23 protein-coding genes and 1 tRNA gene are annotated in these 25221 nt (G+C 62.4%); 8 read left to right on the plus strand and 16 right to left on the minus strand.

Annotated features, from left to right (window positions below):
• The 10 genes from JFN91_RS02525 to JFN91_RS02570 all read right to left on the minus strand — a co-directional run bounded on the left by JFN91_RS02525 (window position 1) and on the right by JFN91_RS02570 (window position 11575).
• Window positions 1-1707 (minus strand): GAF domain-containing sensor histidine kinase, encoded by a 1707-nt coding sequence (locus JFN91_RS02525; RefSeq protein WP_199387631.1) that lies wholly within the window; start codon window positions 1705-1707, stop codon window positions 1-3.
• 282 nt (window positions 1708-1989) lie between these two features.
• A complete protein-coding gene (locus JFN91_RS02530; RefSeq protein WP_199387632.1) occupies window positions 1990-3120 on the minus strand; it encodes an ABC transporter permease in 1131 nt (376 codons plus the stop codon).
• A 9-nt stretch (window positions 3121-3129) separates the two neighbouring features.
• Window positions 3130-4263 carry an ABC transporter permease gene (locus JFN91_RS02535; protein WP_199387633.1) on the minus strand — a complete coding sequence of 378 codons (1134 nt, stop codon included), beginning with the start codon at window positions 4261-4263 and terminating at the stop codon, window positions 3130-3132.
• Window positions 4260-5321 (minus strand): ABC transporter ATP-binding protein, encoded by a 1062-nt coding sequence (locus tag JFN91_RS02540; RefSeq protein ID WP_199387634.1) that lies wholly within the window; start codon window positions 5319-5321, stop codon window positions 4260-4262. The genes JFN91_RS02535 and JFN91_RS02540 overlap by 4 nt, the downstream gene beginning before the upstream one ends.
• Window positions 5318-6331, minus strand: coding sequence for an ABC transporter ATP-binding protein (locus tag JFN91_RS02545; RefSeq protein ID WP_236014877.1), 1014 nt, complete (start codon window positions 6329-6331; stop codon window positions 5318-5320). The genes JFN91_RS02540 and JFN91_RS02545 overlap by 4 nt, the downstream gene beginning before the upstream one ends.
• Window position 6332: 1 nt before the next feature.
• Window positions 6333-7331 carry an HlyD family secretion protein gene (locus tag JFN91_RS02550; protein WP_199387635.1) on the minus strand — a complete coding sequence of 333 codons (999 nt, stop codon included), beginning with the start codon at window positions 7329-7331 and terminating at the stop codon, window positions 6333-6335.
• An 18-nt stretch (window positions 7332-7349) separates the two neighbouring features.
• Window positions 7350-8687: a TolC family protein gene (locus JFN91_RS02555; RefSeq protein WP_199387636.1), complete on the minus strand. Its 1338-nt coding sequence runs from the start codon at window positions 8685-8687 to the stop codon at window positions 7350-7352.
• A gap of 23 nt (window positions 8688-8710) precedes the next feature.
• A complete protein-coding gene (locus tag JFN91_RS02560; RefSeq protein WP_199387637.1) occupies window positions 8711-9346 on the minus strand; it encodes a TetR/AcrR family transcriptional regulator in 636 nt (211 codons plus the stop codon).
• 182 nt (window positions 9347-9528) lie between these two features.
• Window positions 9529-11061, minus strand: coding sequence for an O-linked N-acetylglucosamine transferase, SPINDLY family protein (locus JFN91_RS02565; RefSeq protein ID WP_199387638.1), 1533 nt, complete (start codon window positions 11059-11061; stop codon window positions 9529-9531).
• A 438-nt stretch (window positions 11062-11499) separates the two neighbouring features.
• A tRNA-Asn gene (locus tag JFN91_RS02570) sits at window positions 11500-11575 on the minus strand.
• Between the two features lie 281 nt (window positions 11576-11856).
• On the opposite strand from JFN91_RS02570, the gene JFN91_RS02575 reads away from it, so the two are divergent.
• The 4 genes from JFN91_RS02575 (at window position 11857) to JFN91_RS02590 (ending at window position 16170) form a co-directional block, all read left to right on the plus strand.
• Window positions 11857-12486 (plus strand): cation transporter, encoded by a 630-nt coding sequence (locus JFN91_RS02575; RefSeq protein WP_199387639.1) that lies wholly within the window; start codon window positions 11857-11859, stop codon window positions 12484-12486.
• Between the two features lie 262 nt (window positions 12487-12748).
• A complete protein-coding gene (gene mscL, locus JFN91_RS02580) occupies window positions 12749-13177 on the plus strand; it encodes a large conductance mechanosensitive channel protein MscL (protein WP_199387640.1) in 429 nt (142 codons plus the stop codon).
• A gap of 28 nt (window positions 13178-13205) precedes the next feature.
• The gene (locus tag JFN91_RS02585) at window positions 13206-14495 is read left to right on the plus strand and encodes an OmpA family protein (protein WP_199387641.1); all 1290 of its coding nucleotides are present in this window, start codon (window positions 13206-13208) and stop codon (window positions 14493-14495) included.
• A gap of 298 nt (window positions 14496-14793) precedes the next feature.
• Window positions 14794-16170, plus strand: coding sequence for an OmpA family protein (locus tag JFN91_RS02590; RefSeq protein WP_199387642.1), 1377 nt, complete (start codon window positions 14794-14796; stop codon window positions 16168-16170).
• 228 nt (window positions 16171-16398) lie between these two features.
• Here the strand turns inward: JFN91_RS02590 and JFN91_RS02595 are convergent, their stop codons facing one another.
• From JFN91_RS02595 to JFN91_RS02620, 6 genes are all read right to left on the minus strand, one after another.
• Window positions 16399-17052: a hypothetical protein gene (locus tag JFN91_RS02595; protein ID WP_199387643.1), complete on the minus strand. Its 654-nt coding sequence runs from the start codon at window positions 17050-17052 to the stop codon at window positions 16399-16401.
• An 88-nt stretch (window positions 17053-17140) separates the two neighbouring features.
• Window positions 17141-17722 (minus strand): putative metallopeptidase, encoded by a 582-nt coding sequence (locus JFN91_RS02600; protein ID WP_199387644.1) that lies wholly within the window; start codon window positions 17720-17722, stop codon window positions 17141-17143.
• Complete coding sequence (locus tag JFN91_RS02605; protein ID WP_199387645.1) at window positions 17722-18018, minus strand: cytochrome C; 297 nt, start codon at window positions 18016-18018, stop codon at window positions 17722-17724. The genes JFN91_RS02600 and JFN91_RS02605 overlap by 1 nt, the downstream gene beginning before the upstream one ends.
• 330 nt (window positions 18019-18348) lie before the next feature.
• Window positions 18349-19125: an acyl-CoA dehydratase activase gene (locus JFN91_RS02610; protein WP_199387646.1), complete on the minus strand. Its 777-nt coding sequence runs from the start codon at window positions 19123-19125 to the stop codon at window positions 18349-18351.
• A gap of 140 nt (window positions 19126-19265) precedes the next feature.
• On the minus strand, window positions 19266-20249 hold the full coding sequence (locus JFN91_RS02615) for a 2-hydroxyacyl-CoA dehydratase family protein (RefSeq protein WP_199387647.1): 984 nt from the start codon (window positions 20247-20249) through the stop codon (window positions 19266-19268).
• A gap of 5 nt (window positions 20250-20254) precedes the next feature.
• Window positions 20255-20593, minus strand: a complete 339-nt coding sequence (locus JFN91_RS02620) for a hypothetical protein (RefSeq protein ID WP_199387648.1) — start codon at window positions 20591-20593, stop codon at window positions 20255-20257.
• A gap of 138 nt (window positions 20594-20731) precedes the next feature.
• Between JFN91_RS02620 and gcvT the strand changes: the two genes are divergently transcribed.
• From gcvT to gcvPB, 4 genes are all read left to right on the plus strand, one after another.
• Window positions 20732-21823 carry a glycine cleavage system aminomethyltransferase GcvT gene (gcvT, locus tag JFN91_RS02625; protein WP_199387649.1) on the plus strand — a complete coding sequence of 364 codons (1092 nt, stop codon included), beginning with the start codon at window positions 20732-20734 and terminating at the stop codon, window positions 21821-21823.
• Between the two features lie 118 nt (window positions 21824-21941).
• Window positions 21942-22313 (plus strand): glycine cleavage system protein GcvH, encoded by a 372-nt coding sequence (gcvH, locus tag JFN91_RS02630; protein ID WP_199387650.1) that lies wholly within the window; start codon window positions 21942-21944, stop codon window positions 22311-22313.
• A 1-nt stretch (window position 22314) separates the two neighbouring features.
• Entirely contained in the window at window positions 22315-23652 is a 1338-nt protein-coding gene (gene gcvPA, locus JFN91_RS02635) for an aminomethyl-transferring glycine dehydrogenase subunit GcvPA (protein WP_199387651.1), read from the plus strand.
• The gene (gene gcvPB / locus JFN91_RS02640; protein ID WP_199387652.1) at window positions 23643-25082 is read left to right on the plus strand and encodes an aminomethyl-transferring glycine dehydrogenase subunit GcvPB; all 1440 of its coding nucleotides are present in this window, start codon (window positions 23643-23645) and stop codon (window positions 25080-25082) included. Before gcvPA ends, gcvPB begins: the two co-directional genes overlap by 10 nt.
• The last annotated feature ends 139 nt before the right edge of the window (window positions 25083-25221 follow it).

The following is a 25221-nucleotide window of genomic DNA, read 5'->3' on the forward strand; positions in this document are numbered from 1 at the left end:
TCAGCCTCCTAGTTCCATGACGGGCAGGGTGATGTCGAGACGGGCGCCGCGCTCGCTGGAGTCAATCACCAGTTTCCCGTTCAGGGCGTCGATGCGCTCCCGGAGCGTTACCGGGCCGCGCTTAAGGTCGCTGAGCTGGTCCTGGTCGTAGCATCCCTGGAAGCCGAAGCCGCGCCCGTCGTCGATCACGGTGATGCGCGCCCACTGGGCGTCGAAGCGGATCTCCGCGCGCAGGGTGGTGGCGCCGGCGTGGCGCACCGCGTTGATAAGCGCCTCGTGCACCACGAAGTAGATCTCACGCGCCATGTTGCGCTGCAGGCGGGGCGCCGGCGTGTGGCAGGTGACGGAGCAGGCGACCTCCCACTGGCGCTTGATGCGGCCGGCCAACTCGTCCAGCCGCTTCACAAGTCCGAACTCCTCGGTTTTGCGCCGGGAGAAGAGCGGTTTCATGTCGTTGATCTGGGTCCTCAGGTCACGCTGCTCGGCGGCCAACAGCTGCTGCACCTGCAGGATGCTCTCTCGGGCGCCGGCCGGGTCGCTCTCGATCAGGCGGCTCACCGCCGCCAGCTGCAGCCCCGCTCCCGCCAGCGACTGGAGCAGGCCGTCGTGCAGGTCGTGGGCAAGACGCAGGCGTTCGTCGGCCGCGGCTCCCTGCTGGAGCTGTTTCAAAAGGAGGGCGTGGTCGAGCCTGGCGGCGATCTCGTGGGCGACGATGCCGCCCAGGACCAGGTCGTCCGGGGTGAAGTGGCGTCGATCCAGGGCGACCAGGTACCCGGAGATTCTCTCGCCGTTCAACGGAGAGACGCAGGCGGAGGTGACGTTGAAAGCCCGTACGAACTCCGGGTGCAGCGGGGCGCAGTGGCGCTGCTGCAAGCCGGCCAACGTATTGCAGACCACGAGCCCCCGGCTCGAGCCGGCCTCGCGGGTGAAAAAGCTCGCCTGCTCCAGTCCTTCGGTCACGATCTCCCCGAAGACGCCGGGCTCTTTCCACTCGTAGCGGCATCCCTCGGCGGTCCAGCAGAGCTGGTGCAGCCACGGCTCGTCTTCCTCTTCCCACAAAAGCACAACCCGCGGCACTTTCAGTATGGCCGCGGCATGGCCCAGCATGCCCTGGCTGTCGGTGCCCGGTTCCTCGGGGAGTGTTTCCCGCGGCCACTGGGACAGCATGGCGAGGATCTCCAGCATCGACTCTTCGTAGGCGCCCAGGTAACCGAGCAGGCCGGCCACGACCGCCAGGTAGGCGATGCGGATGATGAAACGGTTCAGCTCGAAGCTCTGTTCCAGGAGCAGGTTGGAAGGGTAGCAGGCGAGCAGGACGGTGATGGACATCGCCGCCACCGCGGTCCAGAGGGTGCCGCGCCACTGCCAGCGGAAGGTGGCGCAGACCAGGATGAAGATGAAGTAGACGAAGAACGGGCTGTTCGGCCCCGTGGTGAGGAACATCAGGCAGGCGAAGACCAGGAGATCGATGCTGTGAGTGGCGAGGTGCAGCGGGGCCCAGCCAAAGCCCTTGCGCCAGGCGACCGCCCCGACCACGAGCGAATAGACCACGTAGCCCCAGAGGATGGCGTAGGTGAACTGTGCGTAGCGGGTCGGTTCGGACGGGTCGAGCCAGACCGCAAACAGGAAGAACGCCGAGAGGATGACGCGCCCGGTGGCGATCAGGTACTCTGCCCGGGTTTTCGAGTGGAATGTCAGTCGCGTCATTTCGTTGCTCGTGCGCTAGCAGGGCGGCAGCCGAAGCAGGGGGCGGTCACCGTGCTACGCGGCATAGGACCGGTTTTGGAACGGTATTGTATACATCGGCCACATGGTACGTCAACGGTTTAGATGAGATTTGACGGATTAAAGACGGGAAATGTTTTCCGTGAAGTGGAACGGTGGATTATCAACCACCATTTCCGGAGCACATGACCACGTCAGGAAAGCATTTGCCGAGGGCGGCAGGATGGGAGCGTGATGGTAGAGCTGGCAGAGGAACCGGCAGCCTCACTCCAGCGACTTGCGGAAGCGGAGCACGCTCACGGTGAGCATGACCGCGGCGATGAGCGCCATGGCCGCCATCTGGGGCCAGAGCACGTCGAAGCCGACCCCTTTCAGGTAGACGCTGCGCAGCACCACCTCCTGATAACGCAGCGGGTTCAGGTAGGTGAGCCGTTGCAGGAACACGGGCATGCTGGAGATGGGGGAGCCGAAGCCGGAGAAGATGACGGCGGGCATGATGAAGAAGAAGCTGGTTACCATGGCCTGCTGCTGGGTGGCCGAGACGGTGGAGATGAAGAGGCCGACGCCGAGCATGCACAGGATGAAGCAGACCGTCCCGGCGGCCAGCACCAGGAAGCTCCCGGTAAGCGGCACGTGGAACCAGAGCGTCCCGGCCAGGCTGATCAGCGCGGTGTCCAGAAGGCCGATCAGGAAGAAGGGGATCGTTTTGCCCAGGATGAACTCGGTGCGCCGTATCGGCGTCACCATGATCTGCTCCAGGGTGCCGATCTCGCGTTCGCGCACCACGGCGAAGGCGGTGAGGGTGACCACGATGACCAGCACCAGGTTGCCGATCACCCCCGGCACGAAGAACCATTGGCTGGTCAGGTCCGGGTTGTACCAGGGACGGCGCTCGACCACGATCTCGGGGAGGGAGGCCGCCAGGGCCGGGGCCTGCCGCTCAAGCGCCGCGGTGCGGAAGTCGCGGGCGAAACCCTGCGCCACCTGGTTCACGTACCCCAGACCGACCAGGGCCGTGTTGGAGTTGCTGGCATCGACGATCACCTGCAGGTGGGCGGTCTCACCCTTGCCGAGATCGCGCGCGAAACCGGAATTGACCTGCAGCGCCATGGTGACCTCGTCGCGGTCGATCAGGTCCGCGATCTCGCGCCGGTCGGCGATGCGGCGCACCTCGAAGTAGCGGCTGGCCTGGAAACGGGACACCAGGTCGCGGCTGGCCTGGCTGTTGTCGTAGTCGACGATGGCCACCGGCACGTGCTTGATCTCCAGGGTGGCGGCGTAGCCGAACACAAGGGTCTGGATGATGGGCGGTCCGAACAGCAGGAAGCGCGCCCTCTTGTCGCGGATGACGTGCAGGAACTCCTTGATCAGCATCTGGCGCAGGCGGCCCAGCATGGTTCCCCCTCAGGTGAGCTTTTTGCGGAAGACCCGCGTTGCCGCCAGCCCGAGCACGGTGGCGAAGATGGCCAGTCCCGCGAAATCCTGCCACATGGTCAGCGCCGGCGATCCCTTCAGGAACACGTTGCGCAGGATGGCCATGTAGTAGCGGGCCGGCACGACGTGGGTGATGCCGCGCACCACCGCCGGCATCTGGTCGATCGGGTACATGAATCCCGAGAGCAGGAACGCTGGGAGGAAGGTGGCGATCAGCGAGACCTGGCTGGCGGCCAGCTGTGTCTTCGCCACCACGGAGAAGAAGTACCCCAGCGACAACACCACGATCAGGAAGAGCAGGGTACTCAGCAGAAAGACCCAGATGTGCCCCCGGAAGGGGACGCCGAACCACCACACCCCCATCACCGCGCAGAGGCTGGTGTCGGCCAGGCCGATCACCACGTAGGGCGCGAGTTTGCCCAGCATGATCTCCAGCGGCGTCACCGGCGTCGAAATGAGCTGTTCCATGGTGCCGCGCTCCCACTCGCGCGCCACGGTGAGCGAGGTGAGGAAGGTCCCCACCACCGCCATGACCATGGCCACCACGCCGGGGACGATGGTGACCATGCTCTCGAGGTTCTCGTTGAACCAGGTGCGGGCGTCGACGCTTACCGGCAGGCGTGGCTGCCCCTGCCCGCGTCCCCGCAGCCATGCCAGCTGGAGTTGCTGTGAGTGCGCCTGCGCCACGGCCTCGGTGTAGCTCATCCCCAGGCTCGCGCTGTTGCTGTCGGTGCCGTCGAAGATCGCCTGCACGCTCACCTTCTGTCCGGAGAGGAGCTTGCTGGAAAAATCGGGAGGAACCACGAGGCCGATCTGGCAATCCCCCCTGTCGATGGCCCGCACCAGTTCCGGGTAGCTCTGCACCGTCCTGACCACGTTGAAGTAGACCGAGGCCTGGAAGCGTTTCACGAAGTCCTGGCTTTGCTGGCTCTTCTCCTGGTCGTAGACGTAGACCGGGATGTGCTTGGTGTCGAAGCTCACACCGTAGCCGAAGGCGAACATCATCACGATGGGCATGGCGATGACGATGCCGATGCTGCGGGCGTCGCGCCGGATCTGGATCATTTCCTTGCGCGCCATGGCGCAGAGCCGGTTCCAGTTCATGGTTGCCCCTTCTTCTCGTCGGTTACGGCCGTCCCCGTTGGATCGCCTTTATCCTTGGTGCCGCCTTTATCCCTTTTATCCCCTTGATCCCTGTTCGCTTCGCCTTTGTCCCCTTCATCCCGGTCCCTGTTCAAGCTGGTCAGCGACACGAATACGTCCTCCAGGGAGGGGCGGATCTTTTCGATGTGGCTGACCGTGATGCCGCGCGTGGCCAGAAACTCCTGTACCTGCGGGATGGCGCTCTGCGCAGAAGCTACCACCAGGTGCAGCGCGTTACCGAAGATGGCGGCGTCGGTGACGCCGGGCGCCCCCTGCAGCTCCTCCAGGGCCTTCCCCACCTGGTCGCATTCGAGCAGCAGGAGATCCCCCGCCATGCTCTTTTCTTTCAACTCCAGGGGCGACCCGGAGGCGACGATCCTGCCGCGGTCGATCAGCACCAGGCGGTTGCAGTACTCCGCCTCGTCCATGTAGTGGGTGGTTACAAAGACGGTCACCCCGTCGTCGGCCATGCGGTGGATCAACTCCCAGAAGAGCCGCCTGGAGATGGGATCCACCCCCGATGTGGGCTCGTCCAGAAAGACGATGGGGGGGCGGTGCAGGACGGCGCAGCCCAGGGCCAGGCGCTGCTTCCAACCCGCGGCAAGGGTGCCGGTCAGGAGCTGTTCCCGGCCGGCAAGCCCGGCCATGTCGATGGCCCAGTCGATGCGCTCTTTAAGGTCGGCGGCGGGGACGCTGTACATCCCGGCGAAAAAGCGCAGGTTTTCGATCACCTTCAGGTCGTTGTACAGGGAGAACTTCTGCGACATGTAGCCGATGTTCTGGCGCACCCGCTCCGGTTCACGCGCCACGTCCAACCCGGCCACCAGCGCCTGCCCGGACGTCGGCAGCAACAGGCCGCAGAGCATCCTGATGGTGGTGGACTTGCCGGCGCCGTTGGGCCCCAGGAAACCGAAGATCTCGCCGGGACGCGCCTCCAGGGAGATGTTGTCCACCGCCACGAAGTCGCCGAAGCGCTTCACCAGGTCTCGCACCACGACTGCCGGGGGCGCGCCGTTCATCGGTTGCCCCCTTGGTCGCCGTGACCGCCCTTTTCCTTTTGGCGGTCCTGGCCCACCTGGTCGCCCTTGCGCTCCTGGCCCTGACCACCCTGTACCGCCTCCACGAACAGGTCCTCGATGGATGGCGCCACCTGCTCTATGGCGTCGCAGGCAAGCCCAGCCGCGGCGATCCGGCTGCGCAGTTCCGGGATCATGCGCTGGGGTTCGCGCACCACCAGGTGCAGGCCGTCCCCGACGATCATCGCGCTGGAGATCCCCTCGACGCCGGCCAACAGGTCCCGGACCGGGCGCGGATCGACGCAGACGATGGAGAGGACGGCGCCGGGAAGGGACGCCTTCAGGTTGGCAGGGGTGTCGCAAAAGAGCATGCGCCCTTCGTGCAAAAGGGCCACGCGGTGGCAGCGTTCCGCCTCGTCCAGGTAGGCCGTGGTGGTGAGGATGGTCACCCCCTGGTCCAACAGGGTGTAGAGGATGCGCCAGAAGTCGCGCCGCGACACCGGGTCCACGCCGTTGGTCGGCTCGTCCAGGAGGATCACCTCCGGGGTGTGGACCAGCGCGCAAACGAGCCCGAGCTTCTGCTTCATGCCGCCGGAGAGCTTGCCGGCCAGGCGCGAGCGGAACTCGGCCATCCCGGCCGCCTTGAGCAGTTCGGCGGAGCGCTCCTCCCGCTCGCGGCGCGGCACCCCGAAGAGGTCCGCGTAGAAGCGGATGTTCTCGTCCACGGTCAGCTCCTCGTAGAGCCCGAAGCGCTGCGGCATGTAGCTGATGCGGTGCTTGGCCGGCTCGGCGTCGCGGGTAAGATCGAAGCCGGCGACGGTGGCGCTCCCCGCATCCGGGGCGAGGACGCCGGCGAGCATGCGCATGGTGGTGGTCTTGCCGGCGCCGTCCGGGCCGACCAGCCCGAAGATCTCGCCGCGACGGACGGCGAAGCTCAGGCCGTCCACCGCGCGCACGCCGGGAAAGGACTTGGTGAGCCCGTTGAGCTCTATGGCGTTCTCTTGTCCGCTCATGTCACCTGGCCGGCGCCACGGCGAGGGTCGCATCCGCCGGCATCCCCGGCTTCAGCTCGTGCCCGGGGTTTTCCAACTCGATCTTGATGCGGTACACCAGGGTCACCCGCTCCTTGTGGGTCTCCACCGACTTCGGGGTGAACTCCGCCTGGGAGGAGATGAAGGAGACCCGCCCCCGGTAGCTCTTGCCCGGGTAGGTGTCGGTCTTGATGGTGGCGACCTGGCCCAGCTTGACCCGGCCCAGGTCGGTCTCGCTCAGGTAGCCGCGCATCCAGAGATGGTCCAGGTCCGCAATGGTCGCCACCGGCGTCCCGGCGGTGAGTACTTCGCCCAGTTCGGCCTGGCGCACCAGCACCACGCCGGTGATGGGAGACTGGAGGGTGGTGTAGGAAAGCTTGATCTTGGAGAGTTCCAGCGCCTGGCGCGCCGAGCGGACCGTGGCGCGGTTGATGTCCACCTGCTCCTTGCGAACCCCCTCCAGCACCTGGTCGTAGTTCTGCCTGGCCCGCTCCAGGCCCGCCTGGCTTCGCTTCAGCGCCGCGGCGGCCGTGTCGCGCACCTGGGCCGAGACCTCGTCCTTCTCGTAGAGGGCCTGGTAGCGTTGCAGGTCGTGCTTTTTCAGCTCGTAGTCCGCCTGGGCGTCCACTACCGACTGCTGCGCCGCCTTCTTCTCCTGTGGACGGCTCCCCGCCGTGGCGAGGCCGAGCTCGGCCTGGCGCGCGCCGACCGCCGCTTCGTCGATCTGCACCTGCTGCCGGTAGTCCCCCTGGTCCAGCCTGGCCAGGACGTCGCCCGCCTTGACCAGCTCCCCTTCCTCGATGGGAAGTTCCGTCAGCCGCCCGGGCACCTTGAAGCCGACCACGCTCTCGTGCGCCTCGATGTTGCCCGAGAGGGTGATGGCGGTGGCGTCTGCGTCGTTCTTGGCGCGATGGGTGAAGAAGTATCCGGCGCCGACCAGCACGGCGACCAGCAGCAGGATCGGGATCAGTTTTCTTTTCATGGCTACGTGACCTCGCAGTTATTCGATGCCCAGGAAGAGCCGGTACACCTTTTCCGTGTCGCCCAGGGCGCGGGCGAGCGCTATCTTCGCCTCGGCGTGCTGTGCCAGCGCGTTCAGTTCGTTGTCGCGGGCCCGTGCCAGTGCGTCCTGCGCCGTGACCACTTCGATGTTGTTGGCGATGCCGTTTCTGAAGCGGTCGCCGGCGTACTGCAGTTCCCGTTCGGCAAGCTGCGCCCCTTCCCGCGCCGTGGCCACCTGGTCGGTGGCCGACGTCAGGTTCAACAGCGCCGCACGGATGTCCTGCTCCACCCCGAGCTTCAGGTCTGCGATCTGGCGCTGGTTGCGCTCGAGGCGGCTCTCCAGCTCCAGTCGCTCACCCTTGCGGTCGTAGTCGAACAGGTTCAGCACCATGTTGACCTGGAGCATGCCGCTCGGGTCGAGGTTACTCATCTCCTGGCCGCTGGTGCCGTAGTTGCCGCTCACCACGATCTTCGGGAGGTAGCGCGAGCGGGACGCCTTGACCTGCTCCTCCAGTGAGGCGCGCTGGGCAAAGAGCGAGCGGTAATCGGGGCGGCGTTCCAGTGCGGCCTGGATTCCCTGCTCGATCTGTGGCGGCTCCAGGGGCTTGAAGGAGAGCTGGTCGGTGAGGGTGATGGGGGTGCCGAGGTCGATGCCGACGCTGCGGGCCAAGGCGAGCAGGGCGAGCTGCGCGTTGTTCCCGGTCACCATGAGGTTCTGGCGGTCGTTGGCGAGCTGCACCTGGGCACGCAGTACGTCCAGGCCGTCGGCAACGCCGGCGGCACGCTGGTCCCGGGCCAGCTTCTCCAGCACCTCCGAGGTCTGCACCCGGCTGCGCGCCGTCGCGACCCGTGCCTCGGCGTAAGCCGCGTTCAGGTACTGCACCGTGACCAGCCGGATCACCTCACCACGCGCGTCGTGGTAGTCGGCGAGCCGCGCCTTCTTCTCCTGCTCGGCCGCCTTGATGGCGTGGTAAGTCTGCAGGTCGAGGATGCTCTGTTCGCCGTAGATGCGGAAGTCGTAGCTGGTGAAGGGACCCACCACGGCAGGGGAGTGGGGGAGGCTGATCCCCTGGGCGCGCAGGTTGCGGGTCTGCCATGCGAAGGGCGTCTCGATGCGCAGGTGCGGGAGGTAGCCGGCAAGTCTTCGTTCCCGTGTTCCTTCCGCCTCGTCCATTCGGGATCTCGCCAGTACGGCGTTCAGGTTGGTCTCCAGTCCGCGGGTGATGGCCTGGTCCAGCGACAGCGCGAGCGGTGGGGCATCCTGGGCCAAAGCCTGCCTCCCCGCCAGGGCCAGCAGTAGGGATACGATCAACAGTTTCAAGGTCTTTGCGATCATGGCGTGTCCTTTGTCGCCTGCTGCTACTTGGAGCGGGCCCCGTCGACGAATACCTGGATGCTCCTCTTCAGGTTCTCCTCCAGGGGATCGACCGGGTTGAGGGACCAGGTGATCATGGTGCCGAAAATGATGCGCTGGAACGATTGTGCGATGCTGAAGGCGTCGAGGTCGCTGCGTATCTCCCCGGACTGCTGACGTCGCGCCATGACAGTGGCCAGTTGCCGGATGTTTCCTTCCATCGCCTCCGCCATCCGTTTCTGGACCGTCTCGTTGGCGAACACCGCGGTCATCAGGCTCTGGATCAGCCCGGGGCTCTTTTCCTGCTCCATGGCCAGCGTCAGTGCCAGTTGCAATAAAAGCGGCGCGAGCGGGCGGTCCGAATCCCGGTTGGCAGCCACGAACTCCGCGACCCGCGCCATTTGCAGCTCACGGTATTCCAGCAGGACGCTTTCCTTGTTGTCGAAATAGTTGAAGAAGGTTCCCTTGCCCACGTCCGCGGCGGCGGTGATCGCCTCTATGGTGGTGGCGTTGATGCCCCTTTCCGCGAAGAGGCTGAGCGCGGCGCGAAAGATCCGTTCCCTGGTCTCCTCGCTCCTTTTCGCCCTGCGTCCGGATGGGCGCTGGGATGGGGACGTCTCCTTTTCCATGACGGTCGTCATCGCTGTTCTCCTGTTGTTTGTGACCGATGGTCAAGTTTGACTTTAAGTCACAATGTGGGGAATGTCAAGAGGCAACTGGAAATAAGCATGGGAGGGGGTGATTGCGGGGGGGGGGATGAAAAACAAGATGGGGGATGTCACCTGACACCCCCCACCATTATCTTACCTGACTTGCTGATCTTTCATTTGCGGCAAAACCTGCTCCAGAGTTCCCGGTACGTGCTCTCAAGCCGCAGGGTAAAGGCCCGGCCGTCGCAGATGCTGCTGGAGGCCCAGAAGGGAAGCATTGAGCTGATGGTCTTTCTTTCCTCACTGTTGCGAGCCAGGGCCGCGGCTTTGTCGACATAATCGTCATGGTCTGAGGCGATCAGTTGCTCCAGTTCCAGCAAGTGCAGGAACGCGGCGGTTTGTCTCCCCACCGGCCGGTCGCCCGACAGTGTCACCACCGGGACCCCTGAATACAAGGCTTCACAGCTCGTCAGGCCACCGGAGTAGGGAAACGGGTCGAGTGCAATGTCGATGTCGCCGTACTCCCTGAGCATGTCCGCATGGGATGAGCCGGGACGCAGGATGAGCTGTTCAGGAGTAATGTCATGGCTGCCAAAGAGGGTAACAATCTTTTCCCGGACTTCCGGGGATGCCAGGGTATGCCATTTCAACAAGAGTTTCGATCCCTTCACCTCTTTCAGAATCCGGCTCCACGTGGAAGCGACCATGGGCGTGATCTTCGCCAAGTTGTTGAAAGAACCAAAGACAACGGTATTGTCTTCGCCCCTGGCACGGGCGGATTTTGGTGCATACCTCGGGGGGGCGTAACAAAAACGCGATCCCTCGAGGCGGATCACTTCTTCCGTGTACCATTTCTCCTCCCCGGCAGGGACGGTCCAGGCGTCGGTGAGGTGGTAATCCATGGCCGGTACGCCGGTGGTTCCGTGGAAGCCAAGCCAGGAGACCTGCACCGGAGCCGCACGCCGGGCAAAAACCCGGAGCCTGTTCATGGCGGTGTGGCCGGAGAGATCCACCAGGATATCCACTCCATCCTTTTTTATGGCAGCATGCAAGGCGTCGTCGTCCCATCCTTCCACCTGTCGCCACTCCACGTGTTTTTGCAGGATCTGTGTCAGCCAGTTGTCCGGGCGGTTCGCCGTCGCGTAGCAGATGACGCGAAAGCCTTGCCGGTCATGGTTTTCCAGGATGGCTTGCAGGAAGTAACCGACCGGGTGTGGCCACAGGTCCCCGGAGACGTACCCCACCGTGAGACGCTTTTCAGGGCGCAGATCGACGCCCTCGGCCTTGGTGGGCTCGATGCCGTCGCACTGCTGGCGATACCAGCGTTGCGTCTCCGAGAAAATCGTTTGCAACGATTCCGATGCCGAATAGTACATGGAGAGGAGCAGGTTGGAGTGCACCGCCGGGAGGTGGGGATTCAACTCCAGCGCCTTCCGGTAATGCGCTATGGCATCGTCCACCATCCCCTCGTGATTGAGGATGTTGCCGATGTTGTTCCATGCCTTGAAAAAGTCAGGATCAAGCCTCAGCGCTTCCTGGTAACAGGTTTTGGCTTCGTTCAGGCGAAACTGCGCGTTGAGGATGTTGCCAAGGAGGTTGTGCATCTCGGCCGATGCTTCCGACCTGATAGCATCGCGGGCCGCTGCTTCAGCTTCGGGAAGGCGATTGGACAGCAGAAGTTGTGTTATCCGCTCTAGGTTGGTCATGGAGGTTTCCCCCGGAGGAGTCATTGCAATCGGGGTATCCTATCATCTTTTCGGTCGGCAATCATCCTCCTTCGCAATAACCCTCGATGGTCCCCTGAAAAAAATGAATGGGGGGTGTCGCTCAAACAGTCCCCATTCATTACTACCTTTTGCCTTGCCTGCTTAGTCCGCTCCAGTCGTTCTCTTCATCCGAGGCCAGTTCGCCCGTGCCTCTGCTGACAGAATTATCCGTGTCGTCGATGGCAATCAGTATTCTCATGGCTGTCACTCTCTTAGAGGGAACCGAAAGCAAGGGTATTACTATAACACGTACTGGCAGGTGAACATCTGTCGCAGTAAGAAGTTGTCAGATTCTCTCTGAGTCGAGAAAGCAGGCAGGATAATGGAAGGGGGAAACGAAAAAAGGGTCGCAGCTTGCGCTGTGACCCTTGAAAATTTTGGCTCCCGAGGTAGGACTCGAACCTACGACACACGGATTAACAGTCCGCTGATCTACCGACTGATCTACTCGGGAATACTGGTTTTCTTCGCCCTGTGCCGCGAAGAGATTACGTGTATAGCATAGCGGTTTTTCAGTGTCAATAATATTTCTGCAGCGTCTTGTCCCGAATCTTTCATTTTTCCGAGGTACTGATGACGCCATTTTCAGAGTCTCGCAGAAACGATTACTTGCGCTGGATGACATTGCCGCTTCCACAAAAGTGAAATGGGCGGTGGTGCGGGCGTTGACTTTCACGGCGACTGCACGATATATTCAAAACTTGCAATGTGTCAACTCCTGACCAAAGGACCCTCATGACCCGGGAACTCGACAAGCTCTACCGCACTGCGGCGCTTCTGGCGCTGATCACCATCCTGTACAACATCCTGGAAGGGGTGGTTTCCGCCTGGTTCGGCTTCGAGGACGAGTCCCTGGCTCTCTTCGGCTTCGGCCTGGACTCCTTCGTCGAGGTCATCTCGGGAGCGGGGATCTGGCACATGGTGCGCCGCCAGCAGGAGAACCCGGAGCAGGCTCCTGACGAGTTCGAGCGCGTGGCGCTCAGGATCACCGGCGGCGGCTTCTACCTCCTTGCCGCGGGCCTCCTGCTCACCGCCGTCTACGACGCCTTGCACCGCCATGCACCCACCACCACCTTCTGGGGCATGGTGGTTTCCTGCATCTCCATCCTGTCCATGTGGCTGTTGATACGGCAGAAGGTCAAGGTGGGGACGGCCCTCGGCTCCCAAGCCATCCTGGCCGATGCCGCCTGCACCAGGGTATGTCTCTACCTTTCCGTCATCCTGCTCGTCTCCAGCGCCGGTTATTATCTCACCGGCATCGGCTGGCTCGATGCCGCCGGCGGTCTCGGCATCGGCTGGTTCTGCTTCAAGGAGGGAAAGGAGGCCTTCGACAAGGCGAAGGGTATCCCCTGTTCCTGCAGTTGAAGCTCTCCAGGTTAGCCGGTGGCTAACCCCGTTCCCCTTCTTCCCCTTCCACAGCATCTCCACTCCGCCCCCTAGACGCCGGGGCATCTGCCATTCTGCGCCTTAAACAACGGGAGCAGCGAACCATCCCGCACCCCCCGCTGCACCATTATCGCCGCCCGTAAAAAACGAAGGCGTTTTGTTGCGCACGGGGGGGGAGGGTGGTAGTGTCTTAATGTGTATTGTCTGGACATGATCTTAATTGGAAGGAGGGAACGCTGAAATGCTTGAAGAATTCAAGAAGTTCGCCGTGAAAGGTAATGTGCTCGATCTCGCCATCGCCGTCGTGCTCGGGGCCGCCTTCGGCAAGATCGTCACGTCTTTTGTCGCCGACATCATAACCCCGCCCATCGGAAAACTGCTCGGCAACATCGATTTCGCCTCCCTGTTCATCAACCTCTCCGCCACGCCGGTTCGTTCCGTGGCCGAGGCCAAGGCGGCCGGCGTGCCGGTCATCGCCTACGGTCTCTTCCTCAACGCCGTCTTCGATTTCATCATCATCGCCTTTGCCCTCTTTCTCGTGGTGCGCCAGATCAACAGGCTGATGCCGGCGCCTCCCCCCCCGGTGACCACCAAGGAATGCCCGCGCTGCTGCACCATGATACCGATGAAGGCGAACCGCTGCCCCAACTGCACATCCGACCAGGAGTGAATCCTGAAATAACACAGGAGGTAATCAGATGAACAAGAAAGTGCTGTTTCTTCTCGCTCCGGCCTTGCTGCTGGGCGTCCACACCGCAGCCCGTGCCGAGGTAAAGGCGGAGAGCTTCTCCCTGTCACCCTACATCGGCGGGTACACCTTCATCGGCAAGGACCGTCTCGAGACCATGCCGGTGTACGGTCTGCGCGCCGGCTACAACCTCAGCAGGCACTTCGGGCTGGAAGCCGTCTTCGACTACGTCAACACGGAAGGGAAGAAAAACAGCGGCATCGGGGATGGCGTGGACGTGTACAACTACCATCTCGACGCCCTTTTCCACCTGATGCCGGAATCCCAGTTGGTGCCGTACCTCGCCATGGGCTTTGGCGGGCAGTCGAGGAAATATCCCAGCGGCGCCGACACCGATCACTCCACCTTCAACTATGGCCTGGGCGCCAAGTACTTCCTGAAGGACGCTCTCGCCATTCGGGGCGATGTGCGGCACCTGATGCCGATGGGAGACGGCGAGAGGGTCCACAACCTCGAGTACACCGTCGGGATGGACTTCATCTTCGGCGGCGTCAAGGAAGCGCCCGTCGCCGTGGCAGCCCCCGCTCCCAAGCCGGAACCGGTGCCCGCACCGGTGGTTGTGCCGCCGCCCCCCGCGCTCCCGACCGACCAGTTGACCATCACACCTGCCTCGGTGACCAAGGGAGATAGGGTCACCTTGACCTGGACTTCCAGCAACGCGACCTCGTGCGCGATCGAGCCGGGTATCGGCCCGGTGCCGACTTCCGGTTCCATGTCGGTCACCCCCGCCCAAAGCGCCGACTACACCCTCGTCTGCAACGGCGCCGGCGGAACGGCGAAGAGTCTGGCCAAGGTCGACGTCGTGGCCCCGCCGCCTGCTCCCGCACCGGCACCCGTCGTGGCACCGCCGCCGCCTCCGCCGGTCGTGGTCCCGGTTGCCGAACCGGCCAAGCTGTGCAAGCCGGCGGTGATCAACATCAAGTTCGACACCAACAAGTCGGACATCAAGCCGCAGTACCACGATGAGCTCAAGGCCGTGGGCGCGTTCCTCAAGGAGTTCCCCCAGGCAAAAGGGACCATCGAAGGTCACACCGACAACGTCGGCACCAAGGCGGCCAACATGAAACTGTCCCAGCGTCGCGCCGAGAGTGTGCGCAACTACCTGATCAAGAACTTCGATGTGGCCCCCGATCGTATCAAGGCGGTCGGCTATGGTCCCACCAAACCGGTTGCCAGCAACAAGACCGCTGCCGGGAAACAGCAAAACCGCCGCATCGAGTCCAACTTCAGCTGCGAATAGAATCAAGCTGAGCAGCAACAGGAAAAGGCGCTCCCAGCCTGGCGGGGGGCGCCTTTTAAATTTCCCTTATGTCTGTTTTCACGACATCAGTTTCTTGCGCCGCGGTAAATGAGTGGTAGCCTTGGCGATGTGTTTTTTTCGGGCAGCCACAATATTCATGTGGCGCGAGCAACTACTCGCAAGAAGAGCCCGCTCTGTCTCACCCTCGCCTTCCGTTGCATCAGTATAACCGGGCCGTTGCCCGGAGTTCCCCAATGCATTCATCACAGTGAAGCCTAAACAACATAGGAGGTGTCAGATGAAAAAGTACCTGCTGTCGCTTGTTCTGGTTCCCGCATTGTTGTTCACGCTGCTCCCGCAGGCCCACGCTGAGATCAAGGCACAAAGTTTCTCCCTCTCACCCTTTGTAGGCGGCTACAGCTTCATCGGCAAGGAGCACCTGGAAACCGCTCCAGCCTTTGGCCTGCGCGCCGGCTACAACGTCACGCGCCACTTCGGCCTGGAGGCGGTCTTCGACTACATTCCCACCGAAGGGAAGAGCCACAGCAACATTGGTGACGTCGACGCGTACAATTACCATCTCGACATGCTGTACCACTTCATGCCGGACCGCCAGTTGGTTCCCTACGTCGCAGCCGGCTACGGCGGGCAGTCCCGTGAAGCCGCCGGTCCCTTCGAGACCAGCCGTTCGGCCTTCAATTACGGGGCGGGGGTCAAGTATTTCATCACCGACACTATGGCGCTCAGGGGCGACCTGCGGCACCTCATCCTCCGCGAAGACGGCGAGTCGTTCCACAACCTCGAGTACACCCTCGGGGTCGATTTCGTGTTCGGCGGCGTGAAGGAAGCCCCCGCTGCCGTGGCCAAGCCGGCGCCCCCGGTGGCACAGCCCGCCGAGGAGCCGCCCCTGGAGGGCGTCCCCGCGGCTGAGCCGACGCCTGGTCATTACAAGTACTGCGTCACCCTGCACGGTGAATTCGACATCGACAAGGCCGCCATCCGCCAGGAAGACAAGGAGCAGATCACTCCGGTTTGCGAATTCATGAAGCAGTATCCCACCACCACCGCAGTCATCGAGGGGCATACCGACAGCGTGGGGACCGCCGAGTACAACCTCGACCTCTCCAAACGCCGCGCGCAGGCCGTCGTCGACTACATGGTCGCCAACTGCGGCATCGACCGCTCCCGTCTCGAGGCCCGCGGTTACGGTCTGACGCGGCCGATAGCGTCCAACGCCACCGACGAGGGGCGCCAGGCCAACCGCCGCATCGAGGCGATCATCGACTGTGCCTTCGACGTGAAGGAGGTCAAGCCTCCCGAGCGCCTGTGCATGGCCCTGGTGGTGGAATTCGACACCGGCAAGTCGGACATCAAGCCGCAGTACAAGGATGAACTGGCCAAGGTAGCCGACTACATGAAGAAGTACCCGACCACCACCGCGATCATCGAGGGGCACACCGACAACGTCGGCGGCTACGAGTACAACATGAAGCTCTCCCGCGAGCGCGCCGAAAGCGCGGTACGCTACCTGGTCGAGAACTTCGGCATCGAGAAGAGCCGCCTGACCGCCAAGGGGTACGGCTATACCAGGCGCGTCGCTTACAACAGCACCGCTGAAGGGCGCGCCAAGAACCGCAGGATCAACGCCATCATCGACTGCGTGGTGACGAAGTAGATCAAGATAAAGATTGAGATTAAGAACACCAAGCGGCTGCTATCGGGGACCGCTAAACCAAAAAGGGGAGGCCGTATGGCTTCCCCTTTTTCTTGTGCTGTCTCGACGCTATCTCAGTCCGCTCCCCTCCCCCGGAGGGGGAGGGCTAGGGAGGGGGAGCAGGCGGCTCGTTCAAACAATCCCCCCTCCCGTCCTCCCCCCTCCAGGGGGAGGAGAGTTGGTCTTCCTCTAACCTATCTCTTTCGCGATGAAGCGCTGTACGCCGCGCAGCATCTCGTCCACGTCGGCGGTGCGATAACGCTCTCCTTGCCCGGCCAGGAAATCCGCCTTCATGTAGCACCAGTCCTTGATCCGCTGGTAGGTCCCCACCTGGTATGCCTTCGCCTGGTAGAGCGCCTCGTTCATCTCGTCGGTGCTGCCCGTTGCAATCCCCTTGTTGCCGCAGATCAGCATCAGCACCTGCTCCAGCAGCACCGAGGCCAGGATGCAGGCGGTGTGGTTGTCGCCACGCTTTAAAAACTCCGACGTCCTGCCGCCCAGGTACTCCAGCACGGCATGGTCCAGGAACAGGCGGACTTCGGTGAGGCCTCCCGCTTCGTACTCCTCGCGGGCCGACTGCACGATGGCGCGGCAGTTGTCGAAGTTTTCCTTGTAGGTGATGTTGATGATCTTGGCGTAGATGGATTGGAAGTTGCGGTAGTAGGCGCTTTCCTCGCCGAAGATCTGCTGCAGAAGGCTCAGCGCAGAGTTGGCCCAGTCCTGGAACAGTTTCGAGTCTACGGTCGCGGCGATGTCGTTGATCAGTTGCGAAGAGCTCACCTTTTTGGCCTTCTCGGCGAGTTCCTCGAATTTGCGGGTGACGGTGTAGTCCAGTTTCAGCATGACGTTGTGCCCCCTTTGGGGTCTGCGGATCTGTGGATGCCTGCCAAGTTATAGTTTTGTCAGTGAAAAGTCAAGAATCGGCTTGTCATTAAGCCGGCGTGATGCTGATGCGGGGAGCCTGCAGGCGGCGGGCCACGATGGCGCTGTGCCGCGAGCGCAGAGCGGCCAGGTTTCCCTCCAGGAAATCCAGTGCGGATCGGTCCGGGATCTCTGCCAGGTAGCGGTCCACCAGTTGTCCCATCAACAGGTTGTAGGCCATGGTGGAGGAGCCGTGGGCGTAGTTGCGGCCGGGGAAGCGGCGGATGTCGCCGTCGCAGGCAGGCGAGATGTGGTACAGCTCGTGGAAGATGGTGATCAGCTTCTCGCGGAAGGAGAGTTCCAGGAAGCGGGGGACCAGGAAGTAGATGACGTAGAGCATCTCCTCGCCGCGGTGGGTGATGCTGGGCATGGTGCACAGGACGCTGCGCCTGCCGCGCCGGGACTTGACCGACCGCTCGCCGCCGGCAAAGCGCAGCGGGTGGATCTTGGCGAGGCTGCCGCCGCGGCTGTCCCTGCCGCTGGAGACGCAGACCAGCAGCTTTTCGGGGATGATGTGGTGCAATTCCGGGGAGCGGAGGGTGATATCGTAGATCAGCCGCTCCAGCTCCCCGGTCAGGTTCAGCGTGGACATTACACTCCGGCGAGTTTGAGCTTGTGGCAGAACAGGCAGCGCATCGGCCCGTCCTTGGGTTTCACGGGGTGTTTGGCAGGGAAGGGGACGCCGCCCGGTGCGGTGTTGTGGCAGGTGGGGCAGCCCTTGTCAGCCTCCATCTTGCTGCCGGTCTTCTTGAACAGCTCGTAGGAAGGCTTATGCGTGTCGTCCAGGGGGACGCGCTTGGTCTTTTCCTCGCCGGAAATGACGTAGAAGATGATGAAAACGGCAGCGATGATGCCGATGAAGATCCAGTCTTTCTTGCCGATACGCATGTGCCCTCCGGGGATCAAATCTAAGCGGCGAGGTTAAACGGGCCGCCGGGAAAATTCAAGCGAAATTGTTAGAAGAGCTTTTAACGCAAAGCCGCCAAGGCGCCAAGACGCAAAGGGAAAGAAGCAAACGGGGACCTGCAAAAGCCTTTGTGTCTGTAAAACGTTCCTGCTTTTCCTTGCGCCTTTGCGGCTCCGCGTCTTTGCGTTGAGGCTTTAACCATGTAACGCAAAGCCGCAAAGCCGCAAAGAAAGCTTGAAAGTCAAAACAAAAGGATTTTTTGTTTTTCGTGCTGTCTTTGCGCCTTTGCGTCTTTGCGTTGCAAATTGGTTTTAAGGGTTTGCCGCGCAGCCGATGGCGCCGTTGTGCTGCGGGTGCTTCGGTATCACGATCTCCATGCCGCACTGCCCCTTCAACAGCTCCACCATGGCGCTATTGAGGGCGACCCCGCCGGTGATGACCAGGGTGTCGGAGGGAAAACGCTTCAGCATCGGCATCACCCGCTTCACCAAAGTCAGGTTGACGCCGGCGCAGAGCCTGGCAACCGGATAGCCGCGCAGGATCTGACCGATCAACTCGCTTTCGCCGAAGATGCCGCAGGTGGCATCCAGCGCCACCGGTTCCTCCGAGTGGGAGGAGAGCTCGTCCAGGCTCACCTCGAGGACCGCCGCCATGTTCTCCAGGTAGCGCCCGCTGGAGGCGGCGCACTTGTCGTTCATGACGAAGTCGGTGAGCCGCCCCGCCACCACCTGGGCCACCTTGGTGTCCTGCCCCCCCATGTCCAGCAGGGTGAAGTTGGCAAGCCCGGTCTGGGTGCGCGCGCCGGCGACGTGGGCCTTGATCTCCGAGATGACGCGGGCGCCGTGCAGGTTGATGCTGTTGCGACCGTAGCCGGTCACCGTGATCTGAGCCTGGGCCAGTTCCTCGGCGCTGAAGATGCCGCTCCCCAAGAGGTCGAGCGACAGCTCGTCGTTGACGATGCTGCCGTACTTCTTGTAGAACGCGATGGTGTCGAGGTCCGCCAGCCTGACGATCTCGTCACCGCGCATCAGTGCGAACTTGGCCTTCCTGCTCCCCAGGTCGATCCCTATTTTCAAAGTGTCTGACACCTGAATCTCTTCTCCTGTCATTGCCTGCCACTGCGATACTTTTCAGAAAGCATCCGGTGCGGTTTTATCTTGTGGCGCTGCTTGCCAATTGCCGATGCCATTGTATATTTGGTCACGGGTTTGGCATAGCCGAGGGATTTTCAGCTACGTTCCTCGAGCAGTTCCAGAAACCCTTCCAGCCTGATCTTCGTCCTGGCATCTATATCACCCGGCTTGTCACCTTCGAGCGTCAGAATGGGGAGCTTGATGCTCTTTCTGAGCACCATATCCTCGATCTGCCTGAAGCAGAAAGATTGCACATAGTGGATCACCCCGTCCACCTTTCGTTTCTCCAGCTCACGACTGATGTCGCCGATGCGGTGGAAGATGTCGTAGGGGTAGCTGTAGGCGCGGTACTGCTCCACGAGGTCCTGGATACCGTACGGCATGGAGAACTGCCGCTGGGTCTCGTTGAAGACGACACGGGCACCTACTTCCTCGACGAAACCGTAAAGCCCGTCTACGATGGGGGGGACGCCCAGGTAGGCCAGCCTGATCCGCTCCTTGCGCTCGGGCCTTTGCACAGCCTGCGTGAGAAACGCGTCCACCTCGGCCTCGAAGGCGTCCAGGTCGCCGTTCATGTCGGAGGTGCAGACCTGGAAGTAGTGGTTCTCCTCGCCGGTGACCCGATTCTCCTGCCAGGTGAGGCGGTCGATCTCGTGCACCTTCGCCCTGATCCGGTCCAGGCGCAGTTTCGCCTCGCCCACCTCGGCCCAGCCGACGCCGAAAACGGACATGAGCTTCTCGATCTCCGCCTTGAGCGGTCCGGCTTCACGGCCCGCCGGGTAGGCGAAGGGATAGACCCGCACCCCGTTCAGCGACAGGACTTCCATCAGGGCCTTGGTGTAGCTGCAGTCCCCCTCGGTGACGGCGATCATCTCCTTGACGCCGCTGGCGACCACGGCGCCATAGATGCCTTTGATCCAGGCGCAGACGTTGCGGGGGAAGCCGGTCAACTCGGCATCTTCTATCAATGAGGCCTTTTCGGGGTGGGTGATGAAGACGTTGTTGAGATCGATGGGGACCACGCCCGCCGCTACCAGTACTTCCAGCGGGATGGTGGTGGTAAAGCCTACTCTGCGCAAAAGTTCTACTCCGTCTTGATGAAATACAGATAGATGAGGAACGCTCCGATGGCGAGACCGCCGAAGGCGAAGGGAAGGGTCGAAGAAACGTTCAGCGAGTCGCCTTCAGCCGGCATGGTGTAGCGAATCAGGAGCAGTAATGAAATGGTGGTGAAGAGGGTTGCCAGCACGAATTTCGACCGCACCACCACCGCGTAGAAGGCGACGATCAGGAAACCGCAGACGATCCACGGGTTGGCGAGCGCGGCTTTCACGGTGAGGTGCCGGGCGAAATCTACCAGGTGGGCCGTTTCGAACGGCGAAAGCTTTTCGGCAGTCTTTTCTAATAGCTGAGACTTATCCATGAGTTCTCCTAACAACGGCTAGATTATATGCATATCGGTGCATTTAGCAAGAAGTTAAAGAGATAGAGCCTTTGAGGCCGTGTCACGATCCTTTTAGTTTAATAGATGCTAATTCTGGTTGAGTGAAAGGAGTCAGTTATGGAAGAGCTCAAGGCGACCCCCCTGCGTGCCGACCACGAGAACCTGAAGGCACTGATGGCACCCTTCGGCGGTTGGCTCATGCCGATCCAGTACTCGGGCATCATCGCCGAGCACAAGTGGTGCCGGGAACAGGCCGCCCTTTTCGACATCTGCCACATGGGGGAGTTCCTCTTCAAGGGTGACGTAGTCGCCGATGGGCTGGAGGATGTCTTCACCTTCTCGGTCAACTCCATCCCTGTCGGGCGCTCGCGCTACGGATTCCTCCTCAACGATGCCGGCGGCGTCATCGACGATCTCATCGTTTTCCGCCTGGCCGAGGACGAGGCGATGATCGTGGTCAATGCCGCCACCACCGACAACGATTTCGCCGTGATACGCTCACGACTGAAGAACCCCGCCGCCCTCACCGACATCTCGGCCCGCACCGGCAAGGTCGACCTGCAGGGTCCGCTCTCCCGCGAGATCATGGTGCAGCATTTCGGACCGTCCATCCAGGACATCCCCTTCTTCAAGTTCATCAAGACCAGCATCCTCGGGAGCGACGCCATCGTCAGCCGGACCGGCTACACCGGGGAACTCGGTTACGAGATCTTTCTTCCGGCGGACAAGGTGACAGAGTTGTGGCGCCTGCTGCTCGAGGACCCGCGCGTCGCGCCGGCGGGGCTGGGCGCCCGCGATCTGCTGCGCCTGGAAATGGGATACTCCCTCTACGGCAACGACCTGGACGAGACTATCACGCCTCTGACCGCCGGGCTTCCCGGCTTCGTCAACATGAACAAGGAGTTCGTCGGCAAGGCCGCCTTGGAGCGGGAGATAGAGCAGGGCTCGCCGCGGACGAAGGTCGCCTTCAAGGTCGACTCCCGGCGCGCTCCCCGTCACTTCTACCAGATCCTGCACGATGGGGCGGAGGTCGGAGTGGTGACCAGCGGTGCCTTCTCCCCCATGCTCTCCTGCGGCATCGGCCTGGGACTGGTCGAACCAAAGGCGGCGGCGCTCGGCACCCGGCTCACCATAAAACAGGACCGGGTCGAAATGGAAGCGCAGGTGGTCGAGCTTCCCTTCTACACCGGCGGCTCGCTCAGAAGCTGAAATCATTAACAGGGATAAAAGGGATACGGGGGATAAAGACCTGTCTCTAGCAGTTATCCCTTTTATCCCCTTTATCCCTGTTCGTTTTGTTTTTCATCCAATAAACGGAGGTCGCACCATGGCAAAGTTCTACACCAAAGAGCACGAGTGGGTCGAGATGGCGGGGGCGCAGGCGACTGTGGGGATCAGCGAGCACGCGGCCCACGAACTCGGGGACATCACCTACGTCGAGCTTCCCAAGATCGGCAAGAGTGTCAAACAGTTCGATGCCCTGGCGGCCATCGAGTCGGTGAAAGCCGCCAGTGACATCTACGCGCCGGTCTCCGGCAAGGTGGCGGAGGTGAACCAGGCGCTGAATGACGCGCCGGAACTGGTGAACCAGGGGGCCGAGTCGCAGGGCTGGATCTGCAAACTCGATGGGGTCAACGAAGCCGAACTTGGCGCGCTGATGGATGCCGCCGCCTATGACGTGTACCTGAAAGGATTGTGACATGGGATACTGCCCGAACACGCCGGATGACATCCGAGACATGCTGGCGGCGATCGGCGCGGCCAGCGTAGAGGAGCTCTTCGCTCCCATTCCCGCGGAACTGCGCGCCAAATCCTTTAACCTCCCGCCCGGCATGTCTGAACTGGAGCTCCTGCGGCTGATGAGGGAGAAGGCGGCCTCCTGCGGCGCCGATATCACACCCTTCATCGGCGGGGGCATCTACGACCACTTCATCCCCGCTGCCGTCGATCACCTTGCCTCCCGCGCCGAGTTCTACACCGCCTACACCCCCTACCAGCCGGAATGCGCGCAGGGGACGCTCCAGGCGCTTTACGAGTACCAGACCACTATCTGCCGGTTGACCGGAATGGAGGCGTCCAACGCCTCGCTTTACGACGGCGGCACCGCGGTGGCCGAGGCGGCGCTGATGTCGCTGCGCATCACCGACCGGCACAAGGTGATTCTGGACGGATCGGTCAACCCGCTGCACCGGGGGATCGTCACCGGCTACCTGCACGGTCTATCGGCGCAAGCGGTACACGTGGCGCCCGACGGCTGCGCCTCCGACCTCGCCCGCCTGATGTCCTCCATCGACGACGAGACCGCAGCGGTCATCGTGCAGAGCCCGAACTTCTTCGGCTCGGTGCAGGACTTCCGGGAGCTGGCCCAGAAGGCGCACGACCACGAGGCGCTCCTCATCGTCTCCTGTTACCCGATCGCCATGGGCCTCGTCGCCAGTCCCGGCGAGATGGGGGCGGACATCGCGGTGGGCGAGGGGCAGAGCCTGGGCAACCACCTCTCCTTCGGTGGCCCCTACTTCGGCTTCATCGCCACCCGCAAGCGCTTTATCAGGAACCTGCCCGGGCGTATCGTCGGCGAGACCATCGACCACCAGGGGCGGCGCGGTTTCGTGCTCACCCTGCAGGCGCGCGAACAGCACATCAAGAGGCACAAGGCGACCTCCAACATCTGCAGCAACCAGAGCCTGTGCGCCCTGCGCGGCCTCATCTTCTGTGCCTCCCTCGGTCGCAAGGGATTCGAGGAACTGGCCCAGTTGAATTACGACAAGGCGCAGTACGCCAAGTCCGTGCTCGCTGCCGTGCGCGGCGTCGACCTGCTCAACAGCGGCGCCACCTTCAACGAGTTCACCTTGGTCCTTCCCAAGGATGCCGCCGAAGTGGTACAACGGCTGCTCGACAAGGGAATGGCGGCGGGGGTGCCACTGGGACAGTACTATCCAGGCATGGAGCGGGCGCTGGTGGTGACCGTGACCGAGAAGCGGACCAAGGACGAGATCGATCGCCTGGCGGCGCTGCTTGAGGAGGTGTTATGGAGCTGATCTTCGAGAAATCCGTCTCCGGACGCACCGGCGTCAGGGTCCCCTTGAGCGACGTTCCCAAGGCCGCGTCCCTTCCCGAAGCGGTGCGGCGGCAGGAGCCGGTGCGCCTGCCCGAGGTGGGTGAACTGGACCTGGTACGGCACTACACCAACCTTTCCCGCAGGAACTTCTCGGTGGATACCAACTTCTACCCGCTCGGTTCCTGCACCATGAAGTACAACACGAAAGTCACCGAGAATGCCGGTGGACTCTTTGCCTCCTGCCATCCCATGCTCGCGCTGCTCCCGGGCGGGGACAGTCTGGTGCAGGGGCCGCTCTCCATCGTGTACGAGCTGGAACGCCAGTTGGCGGAGATCACCGGCATGGAAGAGGTGACCACCCAGCCCTTGGCCGGCGCCCACGGCGAGATGACCGGCATCATGGTGATCGCCGCCTATCACAAGGCGCGCGGCGACGAGAAACGCAAGTACGTCATCGTTCCGGACTCCTCGCACGGCACCAACCCGGCCAGCGCTGCCATGGCGGGGTACGAGATCGTCACCGTCCCGACCGCCCCCTACGGCGACATGGACCTCGACCTGTTCCGGCAGGCGATGAACGACGAGGTGGCGGCGGTGATGCTGACCTGCCCCAACACGCTGGGGCTGTTCAACCCGCACATCGCCGAGATCTGCGCCATCGCCCACCAGGGGGGCGCGCTCACCTACTACGACGGCGCGAACCTCAATGCCATTCTGGGCAAGGTGCGGCCGGGCGACGTAGGCTTCGACGTCATCCACGTCAACCTGCACAAGACCTTCGGCACCCCGCACGGTGGAGGCGGCCCCGGCAGCGGCCCCATCGGCGTGAGGGGCGACCTGGTCCGCTTCCTCCCCACCCCGCGCGTGGTGCGCAGGGTGGACGGCAGCTATGCCGTGGAGGATCATCCCGAAGGAATCGGGCGGGTTTCCGACTTCTTCGGCAACTTCGCCATCATGGCGCGGGCCTACGCCTACATCACCATGCTGGGGCGCGAGGGGCTCATCGAGGTGAGCGAGCAGGCGGTGCTCAACGCCAACTACATCATGGCGAGGCTCAAGGAAGAGTACGAGCTTCCTTTTGACCAGACCTGCATGCACGAATGCGTCTTCTCCGCGAGCCGGCAGGTGCAAAACGGCGTGCACGCCATAGACGTCGCCAAATACCTGATCGACAGGGGCTTCCATCCGCCGACCGTGTACTTCCCGCTCAACGTCAAGGAGGCCATCATGATCGAGCCGACCGAGACCGAGAGCAAGCAGACCATGGATGCCTTCATCGAGGTGATGCTGGAGGCGGCGCAGTTGGCCAAGGAGGACCCGGAGCGGTTGCACGAGGCGCCGGTAACCACCCCGGTCGGGCGCCTGGACGAGACCCGCGCGGCGAGGATGCAGCAGGTGTGCTGCGAATAAAACAAAAAGCAAAAGCAAAACCTTGGCCACGGAGAAAATCTGAGGACATCTGAGGAAAGACAAAACCGGAGAAAGGCAAAAGACCTTTAAAGGGAAAGGCCACAGGGGACAGGCATTCGTGACTAAAGTGAAGCTGACC

The organism is Geomonas anaerohicana, assembly GCF_016458305.1.
Lineage (GTDB): Bacteria > Desulfobacterota > Desulfuromonadia > Geobacterales > Geobacteraceae > Geomonas > Geomonas anaerohicana.

Coding starts and splice junctions, on each gene's coding strand:
- JFN91_RS02525 (WP_199387631.1), bottom strand. CDS start 1,707: ATGACGCGACTGACATTCCACTCGAAAACCCGGGCAGAGTACCTGATC.
- JFN91_RS02530 (WP_199387632.1), bottom strand. CDS start 3,120: ATGCTGGGCCGCCTGCGCCAGATGCTGATCAAGGAGTTCCTGCACGTC.
- JFN91_RS02535 (WP_199387633.1), bottom strand. CDS start 4,263: ATGAACTGGAACCGGCTCTGCGCCATGGCGCGCAAGGAAATGATCCAG.
- JFN91_RS02540 (WP_199387634.1), bottom strand. CDS start 5,321: ATGAACGGCGCGCCCCCGGCAGTCGTGGTGCGAGACCTGGTGAAGCGC.
- JFN91_RS02545 (WP_236014877.1), bottom strand. CDS start 6,331: ATGAGCGGACAAGAGAACGCCATAGAGCTCAACGGGCTCACCAAGTCC.
- JFN91_RS02550 (WP_199387635.1), bottom strand. CDS start 7,331: ATGAAAAGAAAACTGATCCCGATCCTGCTGCTGGTCGCCGTGCTGGTC.
- JFN91_RS02555 (WP_199387636.1), bottom strand. CDS start 8,687: ATGATCGCAAAGACCTTGAAACTGTTGATCGTATCCCTACTGCTGGCC.
- JFN91_RS02560 (WP_199387637.1), bottom strand. CDS start 9,346: ATGACGACCGTCATGGAAAAGGAGACGTCCCCATCCCAGCGCCCATCC.
- JFN91_RS02565 (WP_199387638.1), bottom strand. CDS start 11,061: ATGACCAACCTAGAGCGGATAACACAACTTCTGCTGTCCAATCGCCTT.
- JFN91_RS02575 (WP_199387639.1), top strand. CDS start 11,857: ATGACCCGGGAACTCGACAAGCTCTACCGCACTGCGGCGCTTCTGGCG.
- mscL (WP_199387640.1), top strand. CDS start 12,749: ATGCTTGAAGAATTCAAGAAGTTCGCCGTGAAAGGTAATGTGCTCGAT.
- JFN91_RS02585 (WP_199387641.1), top strand. CDS start 13,206: ATGAACAAGAAAGTGCTGTTTCTTCTCGCTCCGGCCTTGCTGCTGGGC.
- JFN91_RS02590 (WP_199387642.1), top strand. CDS start 14,794: ATGAAAAAGTACCTGCTGTCGCTTGTTCTGGTTCCCGCATTGTTGTTC.
- JFN91_RS02595 (WP_199387643.1), bottom strand. CDS start 17,052: ATGCTGAAACTGGACTACACCGTCACCCGCAAATTCGAGGAACTCGCC.
- JFN91_RS02600 (WP_199387644.1), bottom strand. CDS start 17,722: ATGTCCACGCTGAACCTGACCGGGGAGCTGGAGCGGCTGATCTACGAT.
- JFN91_RS02605 (WP_199387645.1), bottom strand. CDS start 18,018: ATGCGTATCGGCAAGAAAGACTGGATCTTCATCGGCATCATCGCTGCC.
- JFN91_RS02620 (WP_199387648.1), bottom strand. CDS start 20,593: ATGGATAAGTCTCAGCTATTAGAAAAGACTGCCGAAAAGCTTTCGCCG.
- gcvT (WP_199387649.1), top strand. CDS start 20,732: ATGGAAGAGCTCAAGGCGACCCCCCTGCGTGCCGACCACGAGAACCTG.
- gcvH (WP_199387650.1), top strand. CDS start 21,942: ATGGCAAAGTTCTACACCAAAGAGCACGAGTGGGTCGAGATGGCGGGG.
- gcvPA (WP_199387651.1), top strand. CDS start 22,315: ATGGGATACTGCCCGAACACGCCGGATGACATCCGAGACATGCTGGCG.
- gcvPB (WP_199387652.1), top strand. CDS start 23,643: ATGGAGCTGATCTTCGAGAAATCCGTCTCCGGACGCACCGGCGTCAGG.